Annotated in this window: 12 protein-coding genes; 6 read left to right on the top strand and 6 right to left on the bottom strand. The window is 69.3% G+C overall.

What is annotated here, in order from left to right; translation table 11 throughout:
- Position 1: 1 nt before the first annotated feature.
- Positions 2-673 (bottom strand): YoaK family protein, encoded by a 672-nt coding sequence (locus tag ABIC65_RS14320; RefSeq protein WP_354309630.1) that lies wholly within the window; start codon positions 671-673, stop codon positions 2-4.
- Positions 674-755: 82 nt separating this feature from the next.
- Between ABIC65_RS14320 and ABIC65_RS14315 the strand changes: the two genes are divergently transcribed.
- Together ABIC65_RS14315 and ABIC65_RS14310 are read left to right on the top strand one after the other, a co-directional pair.
- Positions 756-1391, top strand: a complete 636-nt coding sequence (locus ABIC65_RS14315) for a trimeric intracellular cation channel family protein (protein WP_354309629.1) — start codon at positions 756-758, stop codon at positions 1389-1391.
- A 155-nt stretch (positions 1392-1546) separates the two neighbouring features.
- A complete protein-coding gene (locus ABIC65_RS14310; protein WP_354309628.1) occupies positions 1547-2056 on the top strand; it encodes a PEPxxWA-CTERM sorting domain-containing protein in 510 nt (169 codons plus the stop codon).
- Positions 2057-2143: 87 nt separating this feature from the next.
- Here the strand turns inward: ABIC65_RS14310 and ABIC65_RS14305 are convergent, their stop codons facing one another.
- Positions 2144-3202 (bottom strand): mannose-1-phosphate guanylyltransferase/mannose-6-phosphate isomerase, encoded by a 1059-nt coding sequence (locus ABIC65_RS14305; RefSeq protein WP_354309627.1) that lies wholly within the window; start codon positions 3200-3202, stop codon positions 2144-2146.
- Between the two features lie 159 nt (positions 3203-3361).
- Between ABIC65_RS14305 and ABIC65_RS14300 the strand changes: the two genes are divergently transcribed.
- Genes ABIC65_RS14300 through prsR form a run of 3 tightly spaced genes read left to right on the top strand, consistent with a single transcriptional unit; the run spans position 3362 to position 8153 of the window.
- The gene (locus tag ABIC65_RS14300; protein WP_354309626.1) at positions 3362-4750 is read left to right on the top strand and encodes a TIGR03013 family XrtA/PEP-CTERM system glycosyltransferase; all 1389 of its coding nucleotides are present in this window, start codon (positions 3362-3364) and stop codon (positions 4748-4750) included.
- A complete protein-coding gene (gene prsK, locus ABIC65_RS14295) occupies positions 4750-6792 on the top strand; it encodes an XrtA/PEP-CTERM system histidine kinase PrsK (RefSeq protein ID WP_354309625.1) in 2043 nt (680 codons plus the stop codon). The genes ABIC65_RS14300 and prsK overlap by 1 nt, the downstream gene beginning before the upstream one ends.
- On the top strand, positions 6789-8153 hold the full coding sequence (gene prsR, locus ABIC65_RS14290) for a PEP-CTERM-box response regulator transcription factor (RefSeq protein ID WP_354309624.1): 1365 nt from the start codon (positions 6789-6791) through the stop codon (positions 8151-8153). The genes prsK and prsR overlap by 4 nt, the downstream gene beginning before the upstream one ends.
- A gap of 150 nt (positions 8154-8303) precedes the next feature.
- Here the strand turns inward: prsR and ABIC65_RS14285 are convergent, their stop codons facing one another.
- The gene (locus tag ABIC65_RS14285) at positions 8304-8981 is read right to left on the bottom strand and encodes a c-type cytochrome (protein ID WP_354309623.1); all 678 of its coding nucleotides are present in this window, start codon (positions 8979-8981) and stop codon (positions 8304-8306) included.
- 102 nt (positions 8982-9083) lie between these two features.
- Between ABIC65_RS14285 and ABIC65_RS14280 the strand changes: the two genes are divergently transcribed.
- Complete coding sequence (locus ABIC65_RS14280) at positions 9084-9974, top strand: prephenate dehydratase (protein ID WP_354309622.1); 891 nt, start codon at positions 9084-9086, stop codon at positions 9972-9974.
- 150 nt (positions 9975-10124) lie between these two features.
- On the opposite strand, the gene nudC is transcribed toward ABIC65_RS14280, so the two are convergent.
- From nudC to ABIC65_RS14265, 3 genes are read right to left on the bottom strand one after another with little or no spacing between them, the layout of a single operon-like run.
- Complete coding sequence (gene nudC / locus ABIC65_RS14275; RefSeq protein WP_354309621.1) at positions 10125-10994, bottom strand: NAD(+) diphosphatase; 870 nt, start codon at positions 10992-10994, stop codon at positions 10125-10127.
- Entirely contained in the window at positions 10991-12274 is a 1284-nt protein-coding gene (locus tag ABIC65_RS14270; RefSeq protein ID WP_354309620.1) for a serine hydrolase domain-containing protein, read from the bottom strand. The genes nudC and ABIC65_RS14270 overlap by 4 nt, the downstream gene beginning before the upstream one ends.
- Positions 12271-13314 carry an A/G-specific adenine glycosylase gene (locus ABIC65_RS14265; protein WP_354309619.1) on the bottom strand — a complete coding sequence of 348 codons (1044 nt, stop codon included), beginning with the start codon at positions 13312-13314 and terminating at the stop codon, positions 12271-12273. Before ABIC65_RS14265 ends, ABIC65_RS14270 begins: the two co-directional genes overlap by 4 nt.
- Between the last annotated feature and the right edge of the window lie 17 nt (positions 13315-13331).

Below are 13331 nucleotides of genomic sequence, written 5' to 3'. Positions count from 1 at the left end.
CTCAGCGCACCAGCGTGAGGTCCGGCCGCCGACGCGGCCGGGTCATGCTCGCCGACAGCAGCGTCAGCACCGCGGCGAAGAGCGGCGCCAGCCAAAGCGCGTTCCAGCCCCAGCGGAACTGGCTCTCGGCGCCGATCACCACCCCGCTGACGAAGCCGAGCCACAGCGCCAGATAGCGGAGCCAGCCGAAGCGATCGGCATCGCCCATCAGCGCGCCGGCCAGCTTCTGCCCCAGCTTGACCAGCGAGCCGGTCATGTAGGTGAGGCCGATCGTCACTTCGCCGTCGCGCTGGAACACGCCGTTCTCGGTGCCCATCGCCGCGGCGAGCAGCAGCAGCACGATCGGCCCCGGCATCAGCGTGGCGACGATCGCGGCGAGCGTCAGCAGCAGGGTCACCGCCGTCATCACCACCGGCTGGTGGCGGTGCGGGCGGGCGCGGCCGATCACGCTCGACAGGATCACGCCGGCCACGAAGCTCATCACCAGCGACGCGGCGATGGCGGCGTCATAGCCGGAGCCGCTGCCGAGGCCGACGCCGAGCCGCGTCGAATTGCCGCTCATGAACGAGGCGAAGAAACCGCCCAGGCTGGTGAAGGCGAGCGCATCGACGAAGCCGGCGAGCGCCGCCAGGAGGATCGCGAGCGCGATCAGCGGGGACTCGGTACGTTGCATGACCCCTCTCTGCCCCAAGCGACGGGGCCTCGCCAAGGGGCCGTGTTTGACTTGGGGGCAGGCCGCGCGGCAAAGCGAGGGGATGAACAGTTCGGTCGCCGCCCAGATCGGTCCCATCCTGCCCTGGCTCGACCTGTTCGGCATCGCGGTATTCGCCGCCACCGGCGCGCTCGCCGCGACCCGGCACCAGCAGACCATCGTCACCGCCACCTTCTTCGCGCTGATCACCGGCGTCGGCGGCGGCACGGTGCGCGACCTGCTGATCGGCGCGCCGGTCTTCTGGGTGCACGATGCGACCGTCGCGTCGCTGTGCCTGGGGATGTCGGCGATCGTGTGGATCACGCCGCAGCATTGGTGGAGCGACCGGACCTTCGCCTGGCTCGATGCGCTGGGGCTCGCCGCCTATGCCGCGTTCGGGGCAGCCAAGTCGCTCGGCTATGGAATCCCGCCGGTGCCCGCGGCGGTGATGGGGGTGGTGACGGCCTGCGTCGGCGGCATCATCCGCGACGTGCTGGCGGGCGAGCCCTCGATCCTGATGCGGCCCGAACTCTATGTGACCGCCGCCGCGCTCACCGCCTCGCTCTATGTGCTGCTCAGCCAGATGGGGCTGCCGCCCTATGCCGCGGGACTTGCCTCCGCTGCGGCGGGGTTCGCACTGCGCGGCGCGGCGATGATCTGGAAATGGGGGTTGCCGGCCTATCGCGGCGGCAAGAACTGACGCCGCCCCCAAGTCCGTTGCGCGATTGCACCATAACGGTTGCTACCACCGGCGCAATTGTTGCCAGTTCCGACGAAAATCTGTTATAGATGGCGCGCCACACGCCTGTATTGCGTACACTGTTACGAAAAACAGATACTTATGTGGAGGATTGCATGAAACGTACGCTCTTCTTGAGCGCTTGCTGTGCTGCTGCAGTTGCGGCTGCCGCACCGGCCAATGCGGCGCAGTACAGGTTCGTCATCACCGGAAGCCAGACGATCAAGTTCGTCCTCGACGCCTCACCGACGCCTCCGGTCGTCGATCCGGGAAATTACTTCGTTCTAGCCGGCGTCACGGGCACCATCAACAACGTCTCCACGACGTTCGATCTGGGCTTCGGCAGCCCAAGCTATTTCTTCAATTTCGGCCTGATCAACAATGTTATCGGCACCGGCTTTGTCTCGACGGGTACCAGCCTGTTCACGGGCCCCGAATCCGCGCCGACCTTCAAGCTGGGAACGTTCAGCCTCACGCCGAACACGCCCGATCCGGACTACACCCTCACCATCACGGCGGTCCCCGAACCCGCGAGCTGGGCGATGCTGCTGGCAGGCTTCGGCGCGCTCGGCATGATGGTCCGCCGGCGCCGCGACGTAACCGTGCGCGTCCGCTTCAGCGGCTGATCCTCTAGGCCCATCGCAACGCCGCCGGTCCTGGCGATCGGCTGCGTTGCGATCAGCGTCGCATACGTCGACCGCAACCGTGCGGCTTCAGTCCTTCATCGCGTCGATCAGCTTCTTCACTTCCTGGCTGCGGCCGCGCGGCAGCACCAGCACGTCGGCGCCCGAGACGACCACGATCAGATCCTGCACGCCGACGAGCGCTACGCGCTTGCCGGGCTCACTCTGCACCAGGCAGTTGGTCGCCTCGATCGCCACCACGTCGCCGCGCACGACATTGCCGCCGGCATCGGGGTTGCTGATCGCGTGCAGCGCATCCCAGCTGCCCACGTCGCTCCAGCCCATCGTCACCGGGACGACGGCGACACGCGGCGCCTTTTCCATCACCGCATAGTCGATCGAATCGGACGGGCAGGCGGCGAAGCTCTGCGCATCGGGGAAGATCCGTGCGCCCTCGTGCCTGGCCTGGTCCATCGCCTGCTGCGCGGCGACCAGCATCTCGGGCGCGAACACGCTGAGCGCACCCAGATACATGTCGGCACGGAACAGGAAGATGCCGCCGTTCCAGGCATGGTCCCCCGAGGCCAGCATCGCCTCGGCGCGGTCGCGCGGCGGTTTTTCGACGAAGCGATCGACGCGGAACACGCCGGGGGAGAGCTCCTCCTCGCCGATCTTGATCCAGCCATAGCCGGTCTCGGGCGAGTCGGGAGTGATGCCGAAGGTGACCAGCCAGCCTTCGTTGACCAAAGGCAGCGCCGCATCGATCGCGGCATGGAAGGCGTCGACATCGGAAATCACATGGTCCGACGGCATCACCAGGATCGGCTCGCTGCCGCTGCCCGCCGCCATCGCGGCAAGCGCGATCGCCGGCGCGGTATTGCGGCCGATCGGCTCGAGGATCAGCGCCCGTACGGCGAGATCGACCAGCGCGAGCTGCTCCTCGACGAGATCGGCGTGGAAGGCGTTGGCGACGACGATCGGCGCGGTGAATCGCGGGCCCGAGGCACGCCGCGCGGTCAGCTGGAGCATCGTCTCCTCGGCCGTCAGCGACAAGAGCTGCTTGGGGCGTTCGGGCCGCGACATCGGCCAAAGGCGCGTGCCCGAGCCGCCCGAGAGAATGACAGGCGTGATCGGCTTCGAATCCGGCATGCGGAAAAGGCTCCCTGGTTCGGTGCTGTGGAGAATAGCTGGGCGGTCTCCCGGTCTGAAACAAGGATGCGCCGAAACGGTTGCGATACGACGTAAATTTGATGCGCCGACGCGGGCTTGGCCGTTCGTTTACCCTTAGGCGCTACACCGGTGGGCGCCATGATCCGCCTGTTCAAGCATTATGTCCCGAATACCGTGCTGCTGCTCGGCCTGCTGGACGTGCTCCTGCTGGTCACCGCGGGCGAGCTGGGCTGGCAGTTGCGCGCGCACCAGGCCGGCATCGATGTCGGCCCGATCGGCGAGCGGGTGCCGCAGCTGGCGAGCTTTGCGCTGGTGCTGGAGACCGCGCTAGTTGCGCTCGGCGCATACGGCGCGGAGGCGCTCCAGTCGCTGCGCCACGCGCTGGTGCGGCTGCTCGTCTCGATCGGGCTCGGCGTGCTGGGCCTGGGCTTCCTCTATTTCCTCGTGCCACCGATCGGCTTCTGGCGCTCCAATCTGCTCTGCGCGGCGGTCACCGCTTTCGTGCTGCTGCTGCTGATGCGGGTGCTGCTCGGCAAGACGCTGGGCGGCGCGGCGTTCAAGCGCCGCATCGTCGTGCTCGGCGCCGGCCCGCGCGCGGCGCGGCTCAAGCAGCTGTCCAAGGCCCCCGGCGCCAGCTTCGCGATCGTCGGCTATGTCGCGATGAGCGACGCCAACCGCGTCATCCCCGAGGCGATCGCACGCGACGCGATTTACAATCTCGCCGACCATGTCGTGCTGCTCAACGCCAGCGAAGTGGTGCTCGCGCTGGAGGAGCGCCGCAACGCGCTGCCGCTGAAGGACCTGCTGCGGATCAAGACCACCGGCGTCCATGTCAACGAGTTCTCGACCTTCCTCGAGCGCGTCACCGGCCGCGTCGATCTCGACAGCGTCAACCCGAGCTGGCTGATCTTCTCCGACGGCTTTTCCTCCGGCCGACGGATGTCGGGCCTGTTCAAGCGGCTGTTCGACATCCTCGCCAGCCTGATCCTGCTGCTCGTCGCCTTCCCGCTGGTGATCGTCACCGCTATCCTGATCAAGCTGGAGAGCCGCGGCCCGGCGCTCTACCGCCAGCAGCGCGTCGGCCTCTACGGCCAGGCGTTCGACGTGCTCAAGCTGCGCTCGATGCGCCAGGATGCCGAGGCGCCGGGCGAGGCGGTCTGGGCCGAGGAGAATGATCCGCGCATCACCCGCATCGGCCGGATCATCCGCAAGATCCGCATCGACGAGCTGCCGCAATGCTGGAGCGTGCTCAAGGGCGAGATGAGCTTCGTGGGGCCCCGCCCCGAACGGCCCAAGTTCGTCGAAGATCTCGAACAGGCGCTGCCCTATTATGCCGAGCGGCACATGGTGAAGCCGGGCATCACCGGCTGGGCGCAGATCAACTATCCCTATGGCGCCTCGATCGACGACTCGCGCCAGAAGCTCGAATACGACCTGTTCTACGCCAAGAACTATTCGCCCTTTCTCGACCTGCTGATCCTGCTCCAGACCGCGCGCGTCATCCTGTTCCCCAGCGGGGCGCGCTGATGCTCACCGCCGCGCTGAGCCTGTGGCTGCACGCCCTGGCGGCGCTCTTGTTCGCGCTGCTGCCCTTCGCGGCGCTGCGCACCGGCGGCGATCCGCTGCCGCGCCGTGCGCTGGCCGCGGCGCTCGGGCTGACCGCACTCGCCGCGCTCGCCACCGCCGGCATCGGCGCGGAAGAGATCGCCACGCGCCTTGCCGAGACACTGCGCACGCTCGCCTGGCTCGCCTTCCTGCTGCTGCTCCACCGCCGCGCCGGCGAGCCGCGGCCGCCGCTCGCGCTGGGCACCGTCTATGGGGTGGTGGCGCTGGTGACCGTCGCGGCAATGGCGCTCGACATGGTCGCGACCAGCCCGACGCCGATCGCCGGCGAGGCCACCTCGGTGGCGCTGCTGCTCAACCTGCTCGTCGCGGTGGGGGTGCTGGTGATGGTGCAGGCGCTGCATTCGGCGCTGGCCCATACCGCCGGGGGTGGCTTGCGCTGGACGGTGGCGGCGCTCGGCGGCTTCTGGCTGATCGAGTTCGCGGTGCTGACGCTGGCCTATCTGGGCGTGCCGATGAGCGGGCTGCTGCTCGTCGCGCGCGGGGCGGCTTTGGTCTGCGTCGCCGCCGCGATGGGGCTGGGGCTGCAGCGGCGCGGCGACTGGCGGGTGCGGATGTCGCGCACCGTCGCCTATCAGTCGCTGACGCTGGTCGCGGTCGGCGCCTATTTCGTGCTGCTCGCGCTGGCGACCAGTGCCCTGGCGACGCTGGGCGGGGCGCATGCCCGGCTGCTCCAGACCGCCTTCGTGTTCGGCGCCACCGCCGCGATCCTGGCGCTGGTCTCCAATTCCGGCCTGCGCGGCTGGGTGAAGGTGAAGCTCGCCAAGCACCTGTTCCGCCACCGCTATGACTATCGCGCCGAGTGGCTGCGCTTCACCGAGACGCTGGGCGCACCGGGCGCCGCGCCGCTCGACCAGCGCATCGTCCGCGCGCTCGCCGACCTCACCGCCTCGCCCGCCGGCCTGCTGCTGGTCGCCGAGGAGGGCGGGCTGGTGGCCGGCGCGGGCTGGCACTGGGACCGGGCGACGCTGCCGCTGAGCGCGGACCAGGCGCTCGCGACGCATCTGGAGACGACCGGCCGGATCATCGAGGTCGATGCGGTGCGCCTCGCCCAGGCCGATGCCGCCGATGCCGATGCGACTCCCGGCTGGATGCGGGCGGCCGACGCCGCCTGGGTGGTGGTGCCGCTGCTTCACCGCGGCGCGCTGGTCGGCGCGATCCTGCTCGGCCGCCCGGCGCTGGCGCGGCGGCTCGACTGGGAGGATTTCGACCTGCTCAAGGCCGCCGGCCGCCAGGTGGCGAGCTATCTCGCCGAGGCACGCGCGCAGGAGGCGTTGGCAGAGGCCCAGCGCTTCGACGAGTTCAACCGCCGCTTCGCCTTCCTGCTCCACGACATCAAGAACCTGGTCAGCCAGCTCGCACTCACCGCGCGCAATGCCGAGCGCCATGCCGACAATCCCGCATTCCGCGCCGACATGATCGCGACGCTGCGCGACTCGTCGGACCGGCTCAACGCGCTGCTCGCGCGGCTCGGTCAGCATCACCGCGGGCGCAGCGAGCCGCCGCGCCCCACGCCCTTGCTGCCGCTGCTCGAGCGGCTCGTCGCCCGCCAGCCGGGGCAGGTGCGGCTCGTGTCGGGCGCCGAGCCCGCCATCGCGCTCGCCGAGCCGGCCGCGCTCGAGCAGTTGCTCGTCCACCTGATCCAGAACGCAATCGAGGCGAGCCCGGCCGATGCGCCGGTGACGCTCGCGCTCGCCACCGACGAGGAAAACGCCATCATCGACGTGATCGATCGCGGCTGCGGCATGTCGCCCGGCTTCGTCCGCAACCGCCTGTTCAAGCCGTTCACCTCGTCCAAGCCCGGCGGCTTCGGGCTCGGCACCTTCGAGGCGCAGCAGCTGGCGCAGGGCATGGGCGGCCGTATCGAAGTCAGCTCGCGCGAAGGCCAGGGCACGCGCTTCCGCGTCGTCCTCCGCGCCGCGCCTGCGGTGGAGGCGGCGGCATGAGCGACGCGCTGCCCAAGCTGCTGCCAAAACTCCTCATCGTCGAGGACGATGCCGGGCTCCAGCGCCAGCTGCGCTGGGCCTATGAGGGCTATACGGTCCTCGCCGCCACCACCCGCGACGAGGCGATCACCCTGCTGCGCGCCGAGGAACCGCCGGTGGTGACGCTGGACCTTGGCCTGCCGCCCGATCCCGATGGCACCAGCGAGGGCTTCGCGACGCTGGAGGCGATCCTCAAGCTCGCCCCCGCGACCAAGGTGATCGTCGCCTCGGGCCATTTCGAGCGCGAATCGATGCGCCGCGCGATCGAGCTCGGCGCGTGGGACTTCTACCAGAAGCCGATCGACATCGACGCGCTGGGGCTGATCGTCGCCCGCGCCTTCCACGTCCATGCGCTGGAGGCGGAGAATCGCCGCCTCGCCGAGAAGGCCGAGGCCAGGGCGGTGCTGGGCGGCATGCTCACCGGCGCGCCGGAGATGCTCAAGGTCACCCGCACGATCGAGCGGGTGGCGGGTGCCGACGTCTCAGTGATGCTGCTGGGCGCCAGCGGCACCGGCAAGGAGTTGCTGGCGCGGGGCCTGCACGAGTCGAGCCCGCGGTCGGGGGGCAGCTTCGTCGCGATCAACTGCGCGGCGATTCCGGAGACGCTGCTTGAATCGGAGCTGTTCGGCCACGAGAAGGGCGCTTTCACCGGCGCGGTGAAGACCACCGAGGGCAAGATCGAGCTCGCGCAGGGCGGCACGCTGTTCCTCGACGAAGTCGGCGACATCCCGCTGCCGCTCCAGGTCAAGCTGCTGCGCTTCCTGCAGGAGCGGGTGATCGAGCGGATCGGCGGGCGGAAACCGATCCCGGTGGACACCCGCATCGTCTGCGCGACCCACCGCGACCTCGACGCGATGGTGGCCGAGGGGCGGTTCCGCGAGGATCTCTATTACCGCCTCGCCGAGATCGTGGTGCGGATTCCCTCGCTGGCCGAGCGGCCGGGCGACGCCGGGCTGCTCGCGCGGCACTTCCTGGCGCGCTACGCCGAGCAGATGAAGACCGGGCAGAAGAGCTTCGCACCCGATGCCTTGGCGGCCATCGACGCCTGGGGCTGGCCCGGCAATGTCCGCGAGCTGGAAAACCGCATCAAGCGCGCGGTGATCATGGCCGAGGGCAAGACGGTCCATGCCGAGGACCTCGATCTCGCGCCCGGCGACGCCGCCGCGATCAACCTGCGCGCGGTGCGAGAGGCGGCGGACCGGCAGGCGATCCGGCATGCGCTGGCGCGGAGCGACGGCAATGTCTCAGCGGCCGCGCGGATGCTCGGGGTCAGCCGGCCGACGCTGTATGATCTGCTGAAGGCCTACGACCTGCAAACCTGATCCCGCCTAATCCCCACTCCCGCTTGCGGGAGGGGATGGGGGAGGGTGAGTGAGGGTAGCAGGCGATGCCGGTGCAGAAAGAACCTCCACATCGCACCCTCCCCTAGCCCCTCCCGCAAGCGGGAGGGGGACTAAGAAGGGCGACGCTGCCTACTTCTTCTTCTCGGCCTGCACCGCGGCCTGCGGGTCCTTGGCGGGGGTACCTTCGCCCGGCGTGGCCTGCTGGACGTTCACCGACACGTCGGCGCCTTCCGCGGCGCTGTTGCTCTGCACCCCGGCATTGTCCGGCTCGGAGCCCGCGCCGGGCGCCGCCGGCAGCGGCAGGTTCGAGCCCTGCTTGTTGAGATAGAGGATCACGTCGGCGCGCAGCTGCGGGTCCGAAATGCCGGCGAAGGTCATCTTGGTGCCGGGCGCGAACTTGCGCGGGTTGGTGAGCCAGGCGTCCATCTTGTCGAGGTCCCAGCTCCCGCCGACGCCCTTCAGCGCGTCCGAGAAGGCGAAGCCGCCCTTGCCCTGCGCGATGCCCTCGCCCAGCGTGGCATAGAGGTTGGGGCCGATGCCGTTGGCGCCGCCCTGCGCGATGGTGTGGCACGAGGCGCATTGCTTGAAGCCGCTCTCGCCCTTGGCGGCGTCGCCCTTGGCGAGGCGCACCGGCAGCGGCTCGGCCGCCGCGGCGCCACCCGCCGCATCTTCTACCGCCTCGACGACATAGCCGGGGCGTTCAGGCTTCTCGGAGTGGAAATACTTCGCGCTCGCGATCGAAAGTCCCAGGGCGGCGATACCACCCGCCAGCGCCCAACCTGCGATCGTATTGAAGCGATCTTGCATTCATCCGCTCCCACCTGTGCTTTGGTTCATCTTTAGAGCCCTGCCGCGCCGGAAGGCAAGCACACTTGCGGCGGAGTTCTACGGAGGCTAGCGCCGCGCCCCATGGAGAATTTCGCCGCCCCCGCCCGCCCGATCGTCGCCCGCATGCTTGCCGAGGCGGAAGCGGCGCCGGCGCGCGCGGTCGCCTATCAAGGTGCACCGGGCGCCAATTCGCATGTCGCGGTGCGCGAGGCCTTCCCGGATGCGCTGCCGCTGCCCTGCTTCTCGTTCGACGATGCGATCGATGCGGTGAAGGAAGGCCGCGCCGACCGGGCGATGATCCCGATCGAGAATTCGCTCCACGGTCGCGTGGCGGACATCCATTTCCTGCTTCCGGAATCGGGTCTCTCGATCATCGGCGAGCATTTCCTCGCCATCCGCCACACGCTGATGGGCACGGGTCCGATCGAGGGCGTGCGCGAGGCGATGAGCCATCCCCAGGCGCTCGGCCAGTGCCGCCACTGGCTGAAGGCCCACGGCATCGCGCAGGTCGCCTATCCGGACACCGCGGGCGCTGCCGCGATGGTCGCCGAACTCGCCGACCCCAAGGTGGCGGCGCTTGCGCCTGCGCATGCGGCGGAGCTGTACGGGCTGAACGTGCTGGCCAGCGACATCGCGGACGCCGCGCACAACATGACCCGCTTCGTGGTACTGTCGCGCGACGCGCCGGGGGTCACCGGCGAAGGCCCGTTCATGACCTCGCTGATCTTCGAGGTGAAGAACATTCCCGCCGCGCTCTACAAGGCGCTTGGCGGCTTCGCGACCAACGGCATCAACATGACCAAGCTGGAGAGCTATCAGCGCGAGGCCAGCTTCTCCGCGACCGAATTCTACGCCGATATCGTCGGCAGTCCCGAAGACGCGGGCGTGATCCGCGCGCTGGAGGAACTGGTGTTCCACTCCAAGTGGGTGCGGCTGCTGGGGACATACCCGCAGGCACGGCCGCGGCCGTAAGGTAGAAAGCGTATCCTCCCCCGCCAGGGGGAGGTGGGCCGCGCAGCGGCTCGGAGGGGGAGGAAGCACGACGGCCGGGAGGTTCTGGCATCCTCCCCCTCCGTCGCCTTCGGCGCCACCTCCCCCTGGCGGGGGAGGATACGGTCGCGCCTATTCCCCCTCCGCCCAGGCCTTGAGCAACGTGTAGGCGATCGCATAGCCCGGCGGCGCGAGGAACGGCGCGTCCGTATCCCGTGCCAGCGCCTGCCGGATCTGCGCGCGATCGAACCAGCCGGCATGTTCCAGCTCGTGTGCGTCGATCGCGATGTCCTCGTCGAGCGCCTCGCCGATGCACGCGATCATCAGCTGCGACGGGAACGGCCAGGGCTGGCTGGCAACGTAGCGGACCTTGCCGACATGCACGCCCGATTCTTCCAGCGTCTCGCGCCGCACGGCATCCTCGACGCTCTCGCCTACCTCGAGGAAGCCCGCGAGCGCCGAATAGCGCCCCGGCGGCCAGCTCGGCTGGCGGCCGAGCAGCACCCGGTCGCCATGCTCGGCGAGCATGATCACCACCGGATCGACGCGCGGATAATGCTCGGTCCCGCAATTCGGGCAGAGCCGCCCCCAGCCCGCGCGGAAGATGTCGCTCGGCGTGCCGCAGCGCGAACAGAAGCCGTTGCGCGCATGCCAGTCGATTAGGCTGCGCGCCGCGGCATAGTTGGCGGCATCCTCGGGCCGGAAGGCGTCGAGGATCGCCGACAGCTCGGGCGGGCGGCCCGGGGGCAGCGGCGTGCCCGGCGCCAGCGTCTGCACGAAGCGCGGTTCGCCCGCGATGAAGCCGAGGAACAGCAAAGGCTCCGTCGCGGCGTCGAGGCCGGTCCAGACCAGCCGCCCCTCGCCGTCCAGCTGCGGCACCAGCCCGTCCATTACCAGCAGCCGCGCGCGTGGATCGGCGAGCGCCGCCGCCAGCAATTCGGGCTCGTGGCGGACTCGGTCGTCGCGGTCCAGCGTGCCGCCGGTAAAGCCGGGGACGATCACTTGTTCAGATCGGCGTAGACGGCCGCGCGCACCGGCACCTTGAGGCCAAGTTCGGCGAGCAGGATGTTGACCATCATCGTCGCGCGGACCTGGTTCTTGGGATCCACCCAGGCGAAGGTGCCGGCAGCCCCCGACCAGCCGAAGGTGCCCTTGCCCGCCCCGCCCGGCTGGTCGGCGAGGAACACCGATCCGCCCGCGCCGAAGCCCATCGGCACGCCGGTATCGCGCGCCATCACCGCGAGATTGGTCTTGTCCACGCCCGCCGGCAGCAGGTCGGACATGGCGAGCGCAACCGTCTCGGGCTTGAGGATGCGAACGCCGTCCAGCGTGCCGCCATTCTGGAGCATGTGGAGGAAGCGATCATAGTCGCGTGCCGACATCGCCAGCCCCGCGCCGCCATAGGGGAAGCTCGGCTTCTTGAGATAGACCGAGGTCGCGCCCGGATCGATCGGCAGGCGGTTGCCGCCCGCAATCGCATATTCGGTCGCCAGACGCCCCGCCTCGCCCGCGGGCACCGTCCAGTAGCTGGAGGTCATCTTGAGCGGCGCAAGGATGCGCGTGTTCACGAAGCTGTCGAACGGAATCCCGCTCGCCACCTCGATCACGCGGCCGAGCACGTCGAGGCCGATCGAATAGCTGAACTTGGCGCCGGGCTCGGCGATCAGCGGCAGCGTCGCGGTGCGGTTGGCGAATTCTTCCAGCGTCGCCGGGCGCACCGGCCGCGCGGTCGCCTCGAACGAGTCGCTCACCTGGGCGGGGTTGATGCCGAGGCGGTTATACTCGTTGAGCAGCGGCCCCTTGGTGATGATGTTGTAGCCCAGCCCCGCGGTGTGGGTGAGCAGGTTGCGCACCGTGATCGGCTTGGTCGCGGGGCGGCTGGTCAGGTCCTTGTTCGGATCGACCAGCACCTTCATGTCCTTGAACGCCGGGATGAAGTCGCTGATCGGCTGGTCGAGCTTGAGCTTGCCTTCCTCGATCAGGATCATCGCCGCGATGCCGGTGATCGGCTTGGTCATCGAATAGACCCGCCACAGCGTGTCGCCGTTCACCTTGGGCGCGGTGGGCTCTTCGGACATGCGGCCATCGGCCACGATCGTCGTCGGCGCCTGGCCCTTGGCATAAGCGACGACGATGCCGGGCACCTTGCCCGAGGCAACGGTCTGGCGCGCGAAGCTCTGGACCTGGCTGGGTGCCGGCACGGAGGCCGTCTGGGCCTGCACCACTGGCGCCTGGAGCAACAGTGCCGCCCCGAAAAGTCCGAATATGCGCTTGGCCGTCATCGCAGTCTCCGTATCGCTTTGGCCGCCTTGGCGAAGACGGTGGGAAGCCCCGCCGACTCGATGTCGGCGATCGGCCACCATTCGCCGGGGGGTGCGCTTGCATGGCGAGGGATTGTTGCAGTCGCAAGCGCCACCTCGAGATCGAAATGGGTGAAACCGTGACGGACGGTTTCGTTCAACATCCGCCAGCTTGTGGCGGCAGGCGCGTCGGCAATGCCCGGCGGCGACTCGCCCCAGGGGCCGGTGGGCAGCGCGCGCATGCCGCCGAGCAGGCCCTTGTCCGGGCGGCGGACCAGCAGCACCGCGTCGTCGTGCTCCAGCCAGAACATCGTGCCGTGCCGCTGCGGCTTGGGCGCCTTCTTGGCCTTGACCGGATAGGCTTCGGGATCGCCCTGCGCCCGCGCCGTGCAGCCGAAGGCGATCGGGCAGAGCAGGCATTTCGGCGCGCGGACGGTGCAGATGCCGCTGCCCAGATCCATCATCGCCTGGGCGAAATCGCCGGCGCGGGCATCGGGGGTGATCGTGTCGGTAAGGCGTCGGATCGCCGGGCGCGATCCCGGCAGGGGCTCTGCGAGCGCGAACAGCCGCGTCACCACCCGCTCGACATTGGCATCGACCACCACCGCACGCCGCTCGAACGCGATCGCGGCGATCGCGGCGGCGGTATAGTCGCCGATGCCCGGCAGCGCTCGCAGCCCCGCCTCGGTGTCGGGCAGTTCCCCCAGCCGTGCGACCTCGCGGGCGCAGGCGAGCATGTTGCGGGCCCGCGCATAATAGCCGAGCCCAGCCCAGGCGGCCATCACCTCGGCATCCTCGGCCGCCGCCATCGCCTCGAAACTGGGCCAGCGCGACGTGAATTTCTCGAAGTACGGAATCACCGTGGCGACCTGCGTCTGCTGCAGCATCACCTCGGACAGCCACACCCGGTACGGGTCCGCGGCGTCAGCGCCGGGCGGCGCCCGCCAGGGCAGACGGCGGGCATTGGCGTCGTACCAGGCGAGGAGCGGGGGGGCGATCGATTCAGGAGCGTTGTCGGGCACGCCCCGCCTATGGCATG

Source organism: Sphingomonas trueperi (assembly GCF_040545665.1).
Classification (GTDB): Bacteria; Pseudomonadota; Alphaproteobacteria; order Sphingomonadales; family Sphingomonadaceae; genus Sphingomonas; species Sphingomonas trueperi_B.
This window is presented reverse-complemented; position numbering and strand designations above follow the sequence as displayed.